Here is a 15,114-nt window from a genome sequence, read left to right on the forward strand (position 1 = left end):
TCCCCCCTCGTGGGCTCCGCGCCTGCCGAGGGACGCACCGTCTCTCCAGGAGAATCGTCATGACCAAGAAGATCGTCGTCACCGGCCTCGGTGGCACCTCCCCCCTCGGCGGCACCGCCGTCGACAGCTGGAACGCGCTCCTCACGGGCGAGTCCGGCATCACGACCCTCGAGCAGGAGTGGGTCGCCAAGTACGAGCTGCCCGTCACCATCGCCGGCCAGGCCAAGGTGCCGTCGGCCGACGTGCTGGACCGCCGCGAGACCAAGCGCCTCGACCCGTCCAGCCAGTTCGCCCTCACCGCCGCGCGCGAGGCCTGGGCCGACGCCGGCTCGCCCGAGGTCGTCCCCGAGCGCTTCATCGTCGACTGGGCCACCGGCATCGGCGGCGTGTGGACCCTGCTCGACGCGTGGGACACCCTCCGCGAGAAGGGCCCGCGGCGCGTGCTGCCGATGACCGTGCCGATGCTGATGCCCAACGGGCCCGCCGCCGCGATCTCGATGAGCCTCGGCGCGCGCGCCGGCGCCCGCACGGTCGTCTCGGCATGCGCCTCCAGCACCGAGTCGATCGCCATGGCCTACGACCACCTCCAGTCCGGCCTCGCCGACATCGCCGTCGCCGGCGGCTCCGAGGCGGCCATCCACCCGATGCCCCTCGCCTCGTTCGCGGCCATGCAGGCGCTCTCGAAGCGGAACGACGACCCGGCCACCGCTTCCCGTCCGTACGACGTCACCCGGGACGGCTTCGTCCTCGGCGAAGGAGGCGCGGCGCTCGTCCTCGAGACCGAGGAGCACGCGCTGGCCCGCGGCGCCCGCATCTACGCCGAGCTGATCGGCGGAGCGGTCACGAGCGACTCGTACCACATCACCGCCCCTGACCCCGAGGGCACCGGTGCCGCCCGGGCGGTCATCGCGACGCTCGAGAACGCCGGCGTCGAGCGCGACCAGGTCGTGCACGTGAACGCGCACGCGACCAGCACGCCGGTCGGCGACATCGCCGAGTACCACGCGATCAAGCGGGTCTTCGGCGACCACACCTCGAAGCTGATCGTCTCGGCGACCAAGGCGTCGACCGGGCACCTGCTCGGCGGTGCCGGAGCCATCGAGGCCCTCTTCACGGTGAAGGCGCTGCACGAGCGCATCGCTCCCCCGACGATCAACGTCACGCAGATGGACGACGAGATCGACCTCGACGTCGTGGTCGGCGAGCCGCGCCGGCTGCCCGACGGCGAGATCGTCGCGGTCAGCAACTCGTTCGGCTTCGGCGGGCACAACGCGGTCGTCGCGTTCCGCTCGGTCTGATCCTCCCTGCCCGCGCCTCCGCGACGGGCGCGACGAAGGCCGGTGTCCCCACGGGGTCACCGGCCTTCGTCGCGTCGCGCGGGTGCGTGGAGGTCAGCCGACGGGCGTCGACGACCGAGGTCAGCGACCGAGGCCGGCGACCGAGGTCAGCCGACCTTGTGCAGCCAGACGACGGGGTTGCCCTCGCCGCTGTAGCGGAACGGCTCCAGTTCGTCGTCCCAGGCCTGGCCGAGCGCGAGCCGCAGCTCGCGGTGCAGCTCGAGCGCGTTCGAGCCCGCGATGTCCATGGCGTAGCGGATCCGGTCCTCGGGCACGACGGTGTTGCCCGCCGTGTCGGTCTGCGCGAAGAACACCCCGAGGTCGGGCGTGTGCATCCAGCGCCCGCCGTCGTTCTCGACGCCCGGATCTTCCGTGACCTCGTACCGGAGGTGCTCCCAGCCGCGCAGCGCCGAGGCGATGCGCGCGCCGGCACCTTCGTCGCCCTGCCAGGAGAACTCGGTCCGCTGGGCGCCGGAGAGGACCGGCTGCGCCACCCAGGCGAAGTTCACGGCGTGCCCGAGGGCACGACCGACCGCCCACTCGACATGCGGGCACAGTGCACGAGGGGACGAGTGCACGAAGAGCACTCCCCTAGCCGTTGCAGCAGCCACGATTCCTCCATCCGTTAGGTGCGACTTCCCCATCGACCTGTGGACACGTGGACCGTGTGCGTGCTTTCGTGCATGTTCGGTTGTGCGCGGACCTCGGTCCGCTGGGTCGATCATGACACGTGCTCCCTGAACGTCACAACCGTGCAACGGCTGGCAATCGGCCCGGCCTGTCCCCGCCGGGCAGGGCAGGACGCGCGACGAGGAGGCGGCGGGCGCGCCCTCGGACCCGCCCGCGCCTCCTACTTGGCCTGCGAGTAGTCGTCGACGACGGCCACGGTCAGCGGGAACCGCACCGGGGCGTCGCCGAACAGCATCCGGCCCGCGGCCGCAGCCGCCTCGACGACGAGGGCCGCGACCTCGTCGGCCGTGTCCGCCGGCGCGTGCACGACGACCTCGTCGTGCAGGAAGAACGTGAGGTGCGGGGCGTCGTCGCCGCGTTCGCCGAAGCGGTCGTGCAGCGCCTGGCGGAACGCCCCCAGCCAGCACAGCGCCCACTCGGCCGCCGTGCCCTGTACGACGAAGTTGCGGGTGAAGCGCCCCCACGACCGGGCGTCGCGCCCGACCTCGGCACGGGGCATCTCGGGTGGCAGCTCGTCGGCGGCGGTGTCGGCCGGCGACGGCGAGGTCCGCCCGAGGAGGGTGCGGACCACTCCCCCCTGCTCGCCGGTCCGGGCGGCGGTCTCGACGAGGGCCATCGCCTGCGGGAACCGGCGTGCCAGCCGCGGTACGAGACGCCCGCTCTCACCCTGGGTCGCGCCGTACATCGCCCCGAGCATCGCGACCTTGGCCTCGGCCCTGCTCGCCACCGCGCCGCTCGCCACGATGCCCTCGTAGAGGTCGCCCTGGCCCGCCGCCGCCATCGCGCGGTCGCCGGAGAGGCCGGTCAGTATGCGCGGCTCGAGCTGCGAGGCGTCGGCGACGACGAGCTTCCAGCCCGGGTCGGCCACGACGGCCGCCCGGACGGCCCGCGGCAGCTGCAGGGCGCCTCCCCCGCTCGTGGCCCAGCGACCCGTGACGCTGCCGGCCAGCACGTAGTCGGGCCGGAAGCGCCCGTCACGCACCCAGGCGTCGAGCCAGGCCCAGCCGTTGGCGACGAGCAGCCGCTGTCGCTTCTTGTACCGCAGCAGGGGCTCGACGGCTGGGTGGTCGTGACGCTCGAGCTCCCACTTGGTCGTCGAGGCGACGTGGACGCCGGCCGAGTTGAGCGCGCGCACCAGCTCGGCGGGCGAGTCGGGGTTGAGGTCGGGGGCGTCGAGCCGGCTGCGCACCTCGTCGAGGTCGGTGCGCATCAGCGCCGGTCGTTCCCCCGCGGCCGGCCGTGGCCCGAGAGCCTCGCTGAGGACGCGGTCGTGTACGCGGGCCGACCACGGCACGCCGTGGTGCCGCATCTCGACGGCGATCAGCGCGCCCGTCGACTCCGCGGTCGACAGCAGCTCGAGTCGTGCCCGCTCGGGGCTCGTCTCGATCGCCGCCCGCTGACGGAGGAACTCCCCCGCCGGGTCGGGCAGCGACTCGGGCAGCACGTCGAAGAGCCCGTCGCGGGGACCGTCCACGCCCTGCGGGACGTCCCACGGGCCGCGGGGCGCCCCGTGCAGCTCCGACCCGGCCGTCGCGACGGCCGACCGCAGCAGCGCGTGGCAGAGCCGCAGGTCGACGCAGCGCGCCACGCGGACGCCCGCCTCGAGGAGGCGCGGGTACCACCGGGGGGTGTCGTCCCAGACCCAGCGGGGCCCTGCCGTGCCCTCGGGGCCCGACTCGCGCCTCCGGACGGCCTCGGCCAGGTCGGCGTCGCCGACGACCTCGACGTCGCCCGGGGCCAGTACCTGGTCGGGGGCGGGACGCCGCCACGTCGTCAGCTCGACGTCGCCGTCGGCGAGGCGACGGGCGAGCACGAACATCCGTCGATCATCCCACCCCCGGGCGACAGGACGCGCCCACGGCCCCGGAGCCTCGCCGCTCGCTCCGTCGGGACCGGCCACGCCGTCAGTGCAGCAGGGCGCCGTCGCGGTCGAGCACGTTCTTCTCGCCGGCCTCGATCGGCACTGTCAGTCGGTTCTGCGGGGGCGGGATCGGGCAGTTGAAGGCGTACGAGAACGCGCAGGGCGGCAGAACTGCCTGGTTGAAGTCGAGCACGATCGTGCCGTCGTCGCCGGGGGTCGGGAAGAGGAAGCGGCCGACCGAGTAGGTGCTCTCGCCGTTCGTCGCGTCGCCGAAGACGAGCTGGAGGCGTTCGCCGGATCCGCTCGGGAACGCGGCCAGCTCGTGGTCGACGCCGCCGAGCGAGAACCGGATGAGCCCGGGCAGGGGCTTCGGGCGGCTCAGGTCGAGGTCCGCCTGGTGCCGGATGTCCACCTCCGTGCCTGCCTCGGTCGGCACGAAGTCGGCCGTCACCACCCAGGCAGGCTCGTGCTCGAACGAGTCGATCGACCCGAACCGACGGATGCCCTCGGAGTCCGCGTCCCAGACGCGCAGCCCCCAGCTCGTGCTGTCGTCGTTCGCGATGACGGTCCCGGAGAGGGTGTCGGAGAACCTCACGGCGCTCGGCGTCACCGCGTCGTCGCCCACGACGAGCACGGTGCCGTCCACGACCTCGTCGTCCACCCGGACGCCGTCGGCGGCCGTCGCGGTGACGAGGAGCCCCGCGAGGCCGTCGGGCGCCGGGGCCCAGGTGCCCGCGACGCCCCAGACGGGCTGGGCGGAGTCGACCCACTGCGTGTTGACGAGCGCCAGGGGGCCGCGCGGGCTCACGGCGCGGGCGCGCCTGGCCTCGTGGAACCGGGCGAGCTCGTCGGCGGGGCTGCGGGTGTCGGTCATGCGTCCTCCTCGGGGTGCGCGCGGGTCGCCGCGTCGGGCGTGACCATCATCGACCCGTCCGGGGCCGCGCGCCCTGCGGCACGGCGAGGTCCGGGGCTGATCGGCCCGGTGGGCGGGTCAGACGTCGTCCGGGACGCCCAGGCGGCCCAGCTGCTCCTCGAACGAGACCACGTCGACGAACGGGTCGCGACGCTCGGTGTGCCGCAGGGAGACCAGCGCGGCGAACTCGTCCGCCGCGCGCGTCACGCGCTCGGGCAGGCCCGTGGCCGTCGAGTCGCCGGCGCCCCAGTCCTCCGCCGCGGCGAAGACGCCGGTGGGCACGACGACGGCACGCAGGTAGGAGAAGAGCGGGCGCAGCTCGTGGTCGAGGACGAGCGAGTGCCGCGCCGTGCCCGCCGTCGCGCCGATCAGCACGGGCGTGCCGGTCAGGGCCGTGTTGTCGAGCACGTCGAAGAACGACTTGAAGAGGCCGCTGTAGGAGCCCGTGAAGACCGGCGTGACGGCGACGACCCCGTCCGCGGCGCCGACGGCCGCCAGCACGTCCGCCAGCGCCTCGGACGGGAACCCCGTCAGCATCGCGTCGGTGACGTCGTGGGCGTGGTCACGGAGTTCGACGACCCGGAACTCGGCGGGCGAACCCTGGTCGAGCAGGGCCCGGGCGCTCGCCTCGGCGAGACGGTCGGCGAGGAGCCGGGTGGAGGAGGGCTGGCCGAGCCCTGCCGAGAGGACGATGATCTTCCTGGTGCTCACGGGGCGCCTCCTACAGGCTCGGGACGGACGCGGCGTCGGCCGTGACCGAGGACGTGACGGACGAGGTCGCGGCGGAGGCGGCGGCCGCGGCCACGAGGGAGGCGTGCGTCGGCGCGTCGGGGACGCCCGCAGCACGACGGGACGCGAACTCGCGGCGGAGCACGGGCACGACCTCCTCGCCGAGGATGTCGAGCTGCTCGAGGACGGTCTGCAGGGGCAGGCCCGCGTGGTCGATGAGGAACAGCTGACGCTGGTAGTCGCCGACGTACTCGCGGAAGCCGAGCGTGCGGTCGATGACCTCCTGCGGGCTGCCGACGGTGAGCGGCGTCTGGCTCGTGAAGTCCTCCATGCTCGGACCGCGGCCGTAGACGGGGGCCTCGTCGAAGTACGGGCGGAAGGCGCGCTTCGCGTCCTGCGAGTTCTTGGCCATGAAGACCTGCCCGCCGAGCCCGACGATCGCCTGGTCGGCGCGGCCGTGGCCGTGGTGCTCGAAGCGGCTGCGGTAGAGGTCGACCATCTGCTTCGTGTGCGAGGCAGGCCAGAAGATGTGGTTGGCGAAGAACCCGTCGCCGTAGTACGCGGCCTGCTCGGCGATCTCCGGGCTGCGGATCGAGCCGTGCCAGACGAACGGGGCGACGCCGTCGAGCGGGCGGGGCGTCGCGGTGAAGCCCTGCAGCGGCGTGCGGAAGTGGCCCTTCCAGTCGACGACGTCCTCGGTCCAGAGGCGGCGCAGCAGAGCGTAGTTCTCGATGGCCAGGTTGATCCCCTGGCGGATGTCCTTGCCGAACCAGGGGTAGACCGGGCCCGTGTTGCCGCGGCCGAGGGTCAGGTCGACCCGGCCGTCGGCGAGGTGCTGCAGCATCGCGAAGTCCTCGGCGATCTTCACCGGGTCGTTCGTCGTGATGAGCGTCGTCGCCGTGCTCAGCTGGATGCGCTCGGTCGTCGCCGCGATCGTGGCGAGCAGCGTCGTCGGGCTCGAGTTCACGAAGGGCGGGTTGTGGTGCTCGCCAGCCGCGAAGACGTCGAGGCCCACCTCCTCGACCTTCTGGGCGATGGTCACCATCGCCTTGATGCGCTCGTGCTCGGTCGGCACCCGGCCGGTGGTCGGGTCGGCCGTGATGTCGCCGACGGAGAAGACTCCGAACTGCATGGTCTCACCTCAGATCTAGTTCATGCGTCTGCATGTAGATGGGTGAACGACCTGTCGGGCGGGACTATTCCCGGCCGTGTCAGCGAGGTGCGATCGGCGGCGCGAGGCGGAGGAACCGCTCGGCGACCTGGGCGCTCTGCACCGGGCCGTCACCGTCACGGTCGAGCTGCGGCGAGTCGAACTCAACCCACCACGTCCGGGCCGAGCCGCCGATCGCGGACACGCCCTGCCACGCTGAGCCACCTGCGCGCATGACGACGCCCGTGGGGCCGAAGGGCCACGGCGACGTCGGATCCTCGTCGGAGTCGAGCACGTACACCTGCGCCCCGACACCCATCCGCGGCTCGGCGCCGACGGACGCGAGGGAGTCGTCCCCCTGGTCGGGGCCTGCGCTCTTGCTGAAGAACATCCCGCCATGGTGCCAGACGGACGAGCGGGAGGGCTGGGAGGCGCGGCTCCGGCGCCGGCGCGGGAGTAGGGCGGACGGGACTTGAACCCGTGACCGATCGATTATGAGTCGACTGCTCTAACCGGCTGAGCTACCGCCCCGTGTCGCCGGCCCGACCGGCACCCGCGGGTGTGGTCAGTACGAGACGACGTCGGTGGTGGGAGCCACCGGCTGCCCACGATACAGGCCCTCGAAGACGTTGAGCGTGCGCTCGATGTCGTGCCCCTCGATCATCCGGAGGCTGGCTCGCCGCATCGTGAGGTACTCGTCGTCGGGGGACGTGAGCACCCGCGTCAGCTTGTCGGCCAGGTCGGCGCTGTCGCCGGGGCGGAACAACCAGCCGTTGCCGCCGTCGTCGACCAGGTGCGGCAGGGCCATCGCGTCCGCGACCACGATCGGCAGACCTGACGCCATCGCCTCGAGGCTCGCGATGCTCTGCAGCTCGGCGATCGACGGCATCGCGAACACGGTGGCGTCGGTGAGGGTGCGGCGCAGCTCGGCGTCGGAGAGGTAGCCGGCGAACGTGACGCGCCCGGCGAGGCCCAGGTCGACGCTGAGCTGCTGCAGGTGACGCATGAGGTCGCCGCCGCCGACGATCGTGAGCGTGCTCTCGAGCGTCGGGTCGATCAGCGTCATGGCGCGCAGCAGCACGTCGATCTGCTTCTCGGCGGTGACGCGTCCGACGAAGACGATGCGGTTGCCCTCGGGCCGGTCGTCGCGGGCCGTGTAGTTCGACGCCTCGATGCCGCACGAGACCGCGAGCACGCCCTCGACGTCGATCGCCTTCTCGAGGAACCGGGCCGCCTTGTCGGTCGGCGTCGTCATCGACTCGACGCGGTGGTAGGTGCGGCTCGCGTCGGCCCAGGCCATCTTCACCGCCGTGGCCCGCAGCGCGTGCGGCAGCCCCGTGTGCTCGAGCAGGTTCTCGGGCATGAAGTGGTTGGTCGCCACGGCCCGGATGCCGAGGCGGTTCGCGACCCGGACCACCGCGCGGCCGATCACGATGTGCGACTGGATGTGGACGACGTCGGGCTGGATCTGGCGGATGACGCGCTCGGCGTTGGCCTCGGCGCGCCACGGCGTCGCGAAGCGCAGCCAGTCGTGCAGGGGCCACCGGGTCGAGTAGAGCCGGTGGACCGTCAGGGTCACGCCCGCGTGCTGCTCCAGGAACGTGCCGTGCTTGCGGCTGGCGGCGGGGGCGAGGACGTGCACGTCGTGGCCCCGGGCCGCCATGCCGACGGCGAGCCGCTCGGCGAAGTTCGCGGCACCGTTGACGTCGGGCGGGAACGTGTCGGCGGCGATCAGCACGGTCAACCTCGGCGCGTCGGCCCAGGCTGCGGTGTCGCTCGGATCGGTCGGTCCGTGGGCGTCGGTCACGTTGTCAGTCCTTGTCGTGAGGGATGGTCGGGCCCGGGTGCAGGAGGAGGCGGGACGGCGGATCGGAGAACCGGACGCCCGGCGACCCGCGTCGACCACGGTAGCTCAGCTGACCCTCTTCTTCTGCGGCTGGTGCTTGGCGAGCTGGAAGACGCCGGCGACGGCGACGGCCCCCGCCACCAGGAAGAGCACGGCGGCGATCGGCGGCGCCGTGGCCGCCTCGCCGAGCACGACGATCCCGATGGTGACCGCGATGATCGGGTCGACGACGGTCAGGCCCGCGATGACGAGGTCGGGCGACCCCGACGAGTACGCGTTCTGGACGAAGTAGCCGCCGAGCACCGCGGCCGCGACGAGCATGACGATGCAGACGACCTCGAGCCAGTCGAAGGTGCCCGACGTGATCCTGTTGAGCACGACCTTGGCGAGGGTCGCGACGAACCCGTACAGGACCCCGGCGCCGATGACGTAGAACAGGACGTTGCGGCGGTGCCGCAGCACGACGAAGGCGGCAGCCAGCACGGCCCCCACGACCAGCAGCAGGACGAGCACCGTGACCAGCTGTCGGGTGGTGATCGGCGACTCGGTCGCGGCGAACGCGGCGACGGTCGCGAAGAGCCCGATGCCGCCCACGCAGAGCGCGATCGACCGCTTCACCTTCGCGCTCAGCCGCTGCTTGGTCACGCGAGCGTTGACGACGGCGGTGACCACGAGGGCCACGGCGCCGAGCGGCTGGACGACGAGCAGAGGTGCGATGTTCAGGCTGGTCAGCTGGAAGACCACAGCCAGGCCCAGGAGGAGCGTGCCGGCCACCCAGGACGGCCTGCCGACCAGCGCGACCACCTGGCGCACGCTCATGCCGCTCTGCGCCGCCCCGAGGCGCCGCTCGACCTTCTCGACACCGCGGCTCTGCAGCTGCGCGCCGATCGAGAGGAAGACCGCGCCGACGAGGGCGATGGGGATGCCCAGCGCCTGGTACGGGGTCAACGACACCTGGGCGGTCAGGTCCCCGAGGTCAGCGCTCACGGTGACACGGTAGCGGCAGCGCGCTGGATAGTCTGGGCGAATGGCCGTACGACCCATCACCATCACGGGAGAACCCGTCCTCCACGCCCGAGCCGCCGAGGTGGAGGTCGTCGACGACGACCTGCGCACGCTCGTCGCCGACATGTTCGAGACGATGGACGCCGCACCCGGAGTGGGCCTCGCGGGCCCGCAGGTCGGGGTCGGACTCCGTCTCTTCGTGTACTCGTGGGTGGACGACGACGGCGAGCCCTGGCGCGGCGTCGCGATCAACCCGACGCTCTGGCAGAGCCCGCTCGGCATCGAGCCCCTCGACGACGACGACGAGTCGGAGGGGTGCCTCTCGATCCCGGGCGAGCGGTTCCCGCTGCGCCGGGCAGAGAGCGTGCTGCTCCGCGCGACGGACCTCGACGGCGACGAGTACGAGATCGAGGCGCACGGCTGGCTCGCCCGCATCTTCCAGCACGAGTACGACCACCTCGACGGCGTCCTCTACGCCGACCGCCTCGAGCACCCCCTGCACAAGGCCGCGGTCAAGAGCGTCAAGAAGTCGGGCTGGGGCGTGCCGGGCCAGACCTGGCTGCCGGGCGTCGACCACCTCGACGACTGACCGAGCACTGACACTGACCGAGCACCCGCCCTCACCGAGCACCCACACTGACCGAGCACCCACGAAAGAGAAAAGGCCCAGCGGGTGGAGCCGCTGGGCCTTCGCTCCCCGAGTTGGACTCGAACCAACAACCTGCCGGTTAACAGCCGGCTGCTCTGCCAATTGAGCTATCGAGGAATGGCAGCTGACTTGGACCGGAGTCCCTGACAGCGGACACAACACTAGCGCATGTCACGGCGGTCTCTGAACACGAGGTGACCGCCGGGCGCGTCGCGCGCCTCCTCGACGGTCGGGCCCGAGCGGCTCGACCGACCCGCCGGCTCAGTAGCCGACGACAGGGTCGACGACGCCGACGAAGTGCCCCTCGCCCGCCAGGGCCCTGACGTTGTGGCGGATGCGACCGGCGAGCAGCGGCGCGGTCATCTCCGGGGTGTCCGCCTGGTGCGGCGTGACGACGACCCGAGGGTCGCGCCAGAGCGGGTGGCCGTCCGGCAGCGGCTCCGGGTCGGTGACGTCCAGGCCGACGCCCCAGAGCCGGTCGGCGCGGACGGCGGCGACGAGGGCGTCGGTGTCGACGAGGCTCCCCCGGGCGACGTTGACGAACACGGCACGGGACGGGAGGAGGGCCAGCCGGCGAGCGTCGAAGAGCCGGGCCGTGCCCGGGGTCGCGGCTGCCGCCACCACGACGACGTCGGCGGTGGGCAGCACCTCGTCGAGCAGGTCGACCCCCACGGTCCGCGCGACGCCCTCGACCGGGTCCGCCGTGCGGCGCACGATCGTCACCCGCACCTCGAAGGGCGCCAGCAGGCGCACCAGCTCGCGCGCGATGCCCCCGGCACCGACGATCACGACGTGCCGGCCGTAGAGCGAGATGCCCCGCTGCTCGGTCTGCCACGTCGACGCCAGCACCCGCGAGGGCACGACGCGCAACAGCGACAGGAGCAGCACGAGCGCGTGCTCGGCGACCGGCTCGGCGTAGGCGCCCTTCGCGCTCGTCCAGAGCGGCAGCGCCCGGTCGCGATGTGCCTCGAGCACCCCGGAGAACGCGTCCACCCCGGCCCAGGGCAGCTGCACCCACTCGATGCCCGGGTGCTCCGCGAGGGCAGCCTCGAGGCCGGCGACGTCGCGGTACGAGAGCCAGATGAGGCCACGGGTGTCCGGGCCGAGCGGGACGAGCTCACCGCCCGCCTCGTGCACGGCGTCCTCGAAGACCGCCGAGCCGCGCGGGCCGACGCTCACGGCGCCGGGACGAGGGCGGCGCTCCGGTGGCAGGTCGACGGCCGCGGTGGCCGCTGCTCGGTGGCCGCGCGCGCCTCCCGCGGTCACGGTCGTCGCTCGTCGCGCCGTCGGTCGCCGCGCTCGCGTTCCTCGGGGCTGATGACGTCGATCGGCGTCGTGGTCGACAGCACCTTGACGTAGGGGTCGACCCCGTCGCGGAGGACCGTGTCGATCTGACCGAGGCCGACGAGGCGGCCGCCGCGCATGACGGCGACGCGGTCGGTGATCGCCCGCGCCTCGGACACGCTCGACGTGACGACCATCGCCGAGAACTGGCGGTCGGCGTGCAGGTTCTTCATGACGTCGAGCACGGCCTGCCGCACGAGCACGTCGACGCCCCGCGCTGGCTCGTCGGCCACGAGGAGGCGCGGCTCGAGCACCAGGGACCGCGCCAGGGCCACGCGCTGCCGCTGACCCGAGCTGAGCTCCCAGGTCTGCTTGAGCATCGTCCCGAGCGGGAGGTGCACCGCGTCGACCAGCGCCGTCACGAGACGACCCGCCTCGCGGCGGTCGAAGTGCCGGTCACGCAGGTAGATCGGCTCGGCGATGGCCTCGCCGACAGTCAGGTCGGGGCTGAGGGCCTCGCCGTCGTCCTGCGCGAGGTAGCCGACGACCGACGACAGCCGGCCGCGACGTCGAGCGCTCGCCCGGGTCAGCTCGAGGCCGAAGACGCTCGCCGCTCCCCCGCTGATCTGCGGACGGCCCTCCGGCGGGCGGCCTTTGCCGACGAGGCCGGCGACGGCCAGCGCCAGGGTCGACTTGCCGGAGCCGCTCTCCCCCAGCACGGCGATGATCTCGCCGACCCGGATGTCGAGGGTGACCCCGTCGACCGCCCGCAGCGCTGGGTGGCCCGCACGCGCCGGGTAGGTCAGCGAGAGATCGTCCGTCGTGACGGGGCGGTCCAGGTCGAGTTCGGGGCTCACCCGCGTCACGCTACCTCGCCCGACGCCGCGCGCGCGTCGAGCTCGGCGAGACGGCGACGACGCGCCGCCTGCTCGGCCGGGTCGGGCACCGGCAGGGAGGCGAGCAGCCGCTGGGTGTACGGGTGCTCCGGGGCGCCGAGCACCTGGTCGTTCGGCCCGCTCTCGACGAGGTCGCCGTGGTACAGGACGCCGATGCGGTCGGCGAGCATGTTCACGACCGCGAGGTCGTGGCTGATGAAGAGCGCCGCGAAGCCGAGGTCGGCCTGCAGCTCGCGGAAGAGCTCGAGCACGCGTGCCTGCACCGACACGTCGAGGGCGCTCGTGGGTTCGTCGGCGATGAGGAGGCTCGGCTCCAGGGCCAGCGACCGGGCGAGGCTGGCGCGCTGCCGCTGGCCGCCGCTGAGCTCGTGCGGGTAGCGGTCCCCGAACGCCTTGGGCAGCTGCACCGCCTCCATCAGCTCGTCGACGCGTGGGCGCGCGGCGCGCGCGTCGCCGGCGCGGCCGTGCACGATGAGGGGCTCGGCCACGCACTCGGCGATGGTCAGCAGCGGGTTGAAGCTCGACGCCGGGTCCTGGAAGACGAACCCGATGTCGGCCCGCAGCGGCTTGAAGTCGCGCTCGTGCACGCCGTTCATCTCGACGCCGAGCACCTCGAGGGAGCCGCCGGTCACCTTGGTCAGGCCGGCGATGGCACGGCCGATGGTGGTCTTGCCCGAGCCGCTCTCGCCGACGAGGCCGAGCACCTCGCCCTTCGCGATCGAGAAGTCGACGCCCTTGACGGCCCGGAACCCGCCGCGGCCGAGGCGTCCCGGGTACTCGATCTCGAGGCCCGTGGCGCGCACGACGACGTCGCGGTCGGCCTCGCCGGCCTGCACCTGCGCGCCGCGCGGCTCGAGCACGGGGACGCTGCCGAGGAGGCGCTTCGTGTAGTCGTCCTGCGGCGACGCGAACAGCGCCTCCGAGGTCGCCTGCTCGACGACCTCGCCCTGGTACATCACGGCCACCCGGTCGGCCAGGTCGGCCACCACGCCCATGTTGTGGGTGATCAGCACGATGGCGGTGCCGAACTCGTCGCGACAGCGGCGCAGCAGGTCGAGGATCTCGGCCTGCACCGTCACGTCGAGCGCCGTGGTCGGCTCGTCGGCGACGATGACCGACGGGTTCAGCACGAGGGCCATGGCGATGACCACGCGTTGCTTCTGGCCGCCCGAGAACTGGTGCGGGTAGTAGTCGACGCGGGTCTCGGGGTCGGGGATGCCCACCTTCCGCAGGATGTCGACGGCCCTCGCCCGCGCCTCCTTCCGGCCGACCTTGCCGTGGGCACGGATGCCCTCGGCGATCTGCCAGCCCACCGTGTAGACGGGGTTGAGGGCGGTCGACGGCTCCTGGAAGACCATCGCGACCTCGGTGCCGCGCATCTCGCGCACGGCGCCGCGGCCGATCTCGAGCACGTTCTTCCCCGAGAGCACGACGGCACCGGACGCGACCGCCGTCTCGGGGAGGAGCCGCAGGATCGTCTTGGCCGTCACGGACTTGCCGCTGCCGGACTCGCCGACGATGGCGAGCACCTCGCCCGCGCGCACGTCGAGGGTGACGCCGCGGACCGCCGCGACGTCGCCGCCGTCGGTCGCGAACGTCACACGGAGGTCGGTGATGCCGACGGCCACGTCGCGCTCGTCGCGGGCGACGTCGTGGGCGGCGTGGCGGACGGGCTGGGCGGCCTGTGCGCCCTGGTCGAGCGGTCCGGTGGTCATGCTGTCGCCTCCTGCGGCTCGACCGGCGCTGCGGCCGTCGTGGTCGTCGTGCTGCCGGCGCCGCTGCGCCCTGCCTTCTTGCCGCGACCGGCCCGACGACGCGTCCGGAGGCGCGGGTCGGCCAGGTCGTTCAGGCTCTCGCCCACGAGGGTGATGCCGAGCACCATCAGGACGATGGCCGCGCCGGGGAACACGCCCGTCCACCAGATGCCGCTCGCCGTGTCGCTGAGCGCGCGGTTCAGGTCGTAGCCCCACTCGGCGGCCGACGTCGGGCCGATGCCGAAGCCCAGGAAGCCGAGCGCGGCCAGGGTGAGGATCGCCTCCGACGCGTTCAGCGTGAGGATGAGCGGCAGGCTGCGGGTCGCGTTGCGGAGCACGTGCTTGAACATGATGCGGGGCGTGCTGCTGCCGACGACCTTGGCGGACTCGACGAAGGCCTCGGACTTGAGCCGGACGGCTTCAGCGCGGACGACCCGGAAGTACTGGGGCACGAACACGACGGTGATCGAGATGCCCGCCGAGAGGATGCCGCCCCAGAGGCTCGACTGGCCGCCGCTGATGACGATCGAGACGACGATCGCGAGCAGCAGCGACGGGAACGCGTAGACGGCGTCGGCCACGACGACGAGCACGCGGTCGACCCAGCCGCCGAGGTAGCCGGAGACGAGGCCGAGGACGACGCCGAGGACGATCGAGAGCACGACCGCGACGACGACGACGGAGATCGCGGTCCGGGTGCCCCAGACCACGCGGCTGAAGACGTCGTACCCGCCGACCGTGGTGCCCCAGAGGTGCTGGGCCGAGGGCGCGGCCTGGCGGGCGAACGTGCCCGCGTCGTCGCTGAGCTGGCCGTAGCCGTAGGGCGCGATGAGCGGGGCGAAGACGGCGAGCACGATGAACGCGACGCAGATGACGATCCCGGCGACGAGCATGCCGCGCTGCAGGCCGACCGAGCGGCGCACGTGGGCGACGATCGGGAGGCGCTTCCAGAGGGGCTCGTGCCGGTCGGACAGGACGCCGGAGGTGGTGGACGACACGG

Annotated in this window: 14 protein-coding genes and 2 tRNA genes; 2 read left to right on the forward strand and 14 right to left on the reverse strand. The window is 72.7% G+C overall.

Going from position 1 to position 15,114, the window contains the following annotated elements:
- Positions 1 to 59: 59 nt before the first annotated feature.
- A complete protein-coding gene (locus tag EDF18_RS02485) occupies positions 60 to 1,298 on the forward strand; it encodes a beta-ketoacyl synthase (protein ID WP_123546090.1) in 1,239 nt (412 codons plus the stop codon).
- Positions 1,299 to 1,444: 146 nt separating this feature from the next.
- Here the strand turns inward: EDF18_RS02485 and EDF18_RS02490 are convergent, their stop codons facing one another.
- The 9 genes from EDF18_RS02490 to EDF18_RS02530 form a co-directional block, all read right to left on the reverse strand.
- The gene (locus EDF18_RS02490; RefSeq protein ID WP_123546092.1) at positions 1,445 to 1,981 is read right to left on the reverse strand and encodes a DUF3145 domain-containing protein; all 537 of its coding nucleotides are present in this window, start codon (positions 1,979 to 1,981) and stop codon (positions 1,445 to 1,447) included.
- Positions 1,982 to 2,187: 206 nt separating this feature from the next.
- Positions 2,188 to 3,846, reverse strand: coding sequence for a bifunctional 3'-5' exonuclease/DNA polymerase (locus EDF18_RS02495; RefSeq protein ID WP_123546094.1), 1,659 nt, complete (start codon positions 3,844 to 3,846; stop codon positions 2,188 to 2,190).
- Positions 3,847 to 3,931: 85 nt separating this feature from the next.
- Positions 3,932 to 4,762, reverse strand: coding sequence for a DUF1684 domain-containing protein (locus tag EDF18_RS02500; protein WP_123546096.1), 831 nt, complete (start codon positions 4,760 to 4,762; stop codon positions 3,932 to 3,934).
- Positions 4,763 to 4,879: 117 nt separating this feature from the next.
- The gene (locus EDF18_RS02505; protein WP_123546098.1) at positions 4,880 to 5,512 is read right to left on the reverse strand and encodes an FMN reductase; all 633 of its coding nucleotides are present in this window, start codon (positions 5,510 to 5,512) and stop codon (positions 4,880 to 4,882) included.
- 10 nt (positions 5,513 to 5,522) lie between these two features.
- Positions 5,523 to 6,662, reverse strand: coding sequence for an LLM class flavin-dependent oxidoreductase (locus EDF18_RS02510; RefSeq protein WP_123546099.1), 1,140 nt, complete (start codon positions 6,660 to 6,662; stop codon positions 5,523 to 5,525).
- Between the two features lie 79 nt (positions 6,663 to 6,741).
- Complete coding sequence (locus tag EDF18_RS02515; protein WP_123546101.1) at positions 6,742 to 7,071, reverse strand: hypothetical protein; 330 nt, start codon at positions 7,069 to 7,071, stop codon at positions 6,742 to 6,744.
- A gap of 66 nt (positions 7,072 to 7,137) precedes the next feature.
- Positions 7,138 to 7,211, reverse strand: a tRNA-Ile gene (locus EDF18_RS02520).
- A 34-nt stretch (positions 7,212 to 7,245) separates the two neighbouring features.
- Complete coding sequence (locus EDF18_RS02525; protein ID WP_233568950.1) at positions 7,246 to 8,487, reverse strand: glycosyltransferase; 1,242 nt, start codon at positions 8,485 to 8,487, stop codon at positions 7,246 to 7,248.
- 105 nt (positions 8,488 to 8,592) lie between these two features.
- A complete protein-coding gene (locus EDF18_RS02530; RefSeq protein WP_123546104.1) occupies positions 8,593 to 9,513 on the reverse strand; it encodes a DMT family transporter in 921 nt (306 codons plus the stop codon).
- A 40-nt stretch (positions 9,514 to 9,553) separates the two neighbouring features.
- On the opposite strand from EDF18_RS02530, the gene def reads away from it, so the two are divergent.
- Positions 9,554 to 10,120, forward strand: coding sequence for a peptide deformylase (gene def, locus EDF18_RS02535; protein WP_123546106.1), 567 nt, complete (start codon positions 9,554 to 9,556; stop codon positions 10,118 to 10,120).
- A gap of 104 nt (positions 10,121 to 10,224) precedes the next feature.
- Here def and EDF18_RS02540 read toward each other — a convergent pair.
- The 5 genes from EDF18_RS02540 to EDF18_RS02560 form a co-directional block, all read right to left on the reverse strand.
- A tRNA-Asn gene (locus tag EDF18_RS02540) sits at positions 10,225 to 10,297 on the reverse strand.
- 144 nt (positions 10,298 to 10,441) lie between these two features.
- Positions 10,442 to 11,446 (reverse strand): NAD(P)-dependent oxidoreductase, encoded by a 1,005-nt coding sequence (locus tag EDF18_RS02545; protein ID WP_123546108.1) that lies wholly within the window; start codon positions 11,444 to 11,446, stop codon positions 10,442 to 10,444.
- Positions 11,443 to 12,321 (reverse strand): ATP-binding cassette domain-containing protein, encoded by an 879-nt coding sequence (locus EDF18_RS02550; RefSeq protein ID WP_158614601.1) that lies wholly within the window; start codon positions 12,319 to 12,321, stop codon positions 11,443 to 11,445. The genes EDF18_RS02545 and EDF18_RS02550 overlap by 4 nt, the downstream gene beginning before the upstream one ends.
- A gap of 5 nt (positions 12,322 to 12,326) precedes the next feature.
- Positions 12,327 to 14,075 (reverse strand): ABC transporter ATP-binding protein, encoded by a 1,749-nt coding sequence (locus EDF18_RS02555; protein ID WP_123546112.1) that lies wholly within the window; start codon positions 14,073 to 14,075, stop codon positions 12,327 to 12,329.
- Positions 14,072 to 15,112, reverse strand: coding sequence for an ABC transporter permease (locus tag EDF18_RS02560; protein WP_123546114.1), 1,041 nt, complete (start codon positions 15,110 to 15,112; stop codon positions 14,072 to 14,074). The genes EDF18_RS02555 and EDF18_RS02560 overlap by 4 nt, the downstream gene beginning before the upstream one ends.
- Positions 15,113 to 15,114 lie beyond the last annotated feature (2 nt).

The sequence above is a fragment of the Frigoribacterium sp. PhB107 genome (assembly GCF_003751515.1).
In the GTDB taxonomy this organism is placed as follows: Bacteria; Actinomycetota; Actinomycetes; order Actinomycetales; family Microbacteriaceae; genus Frigoribacterium.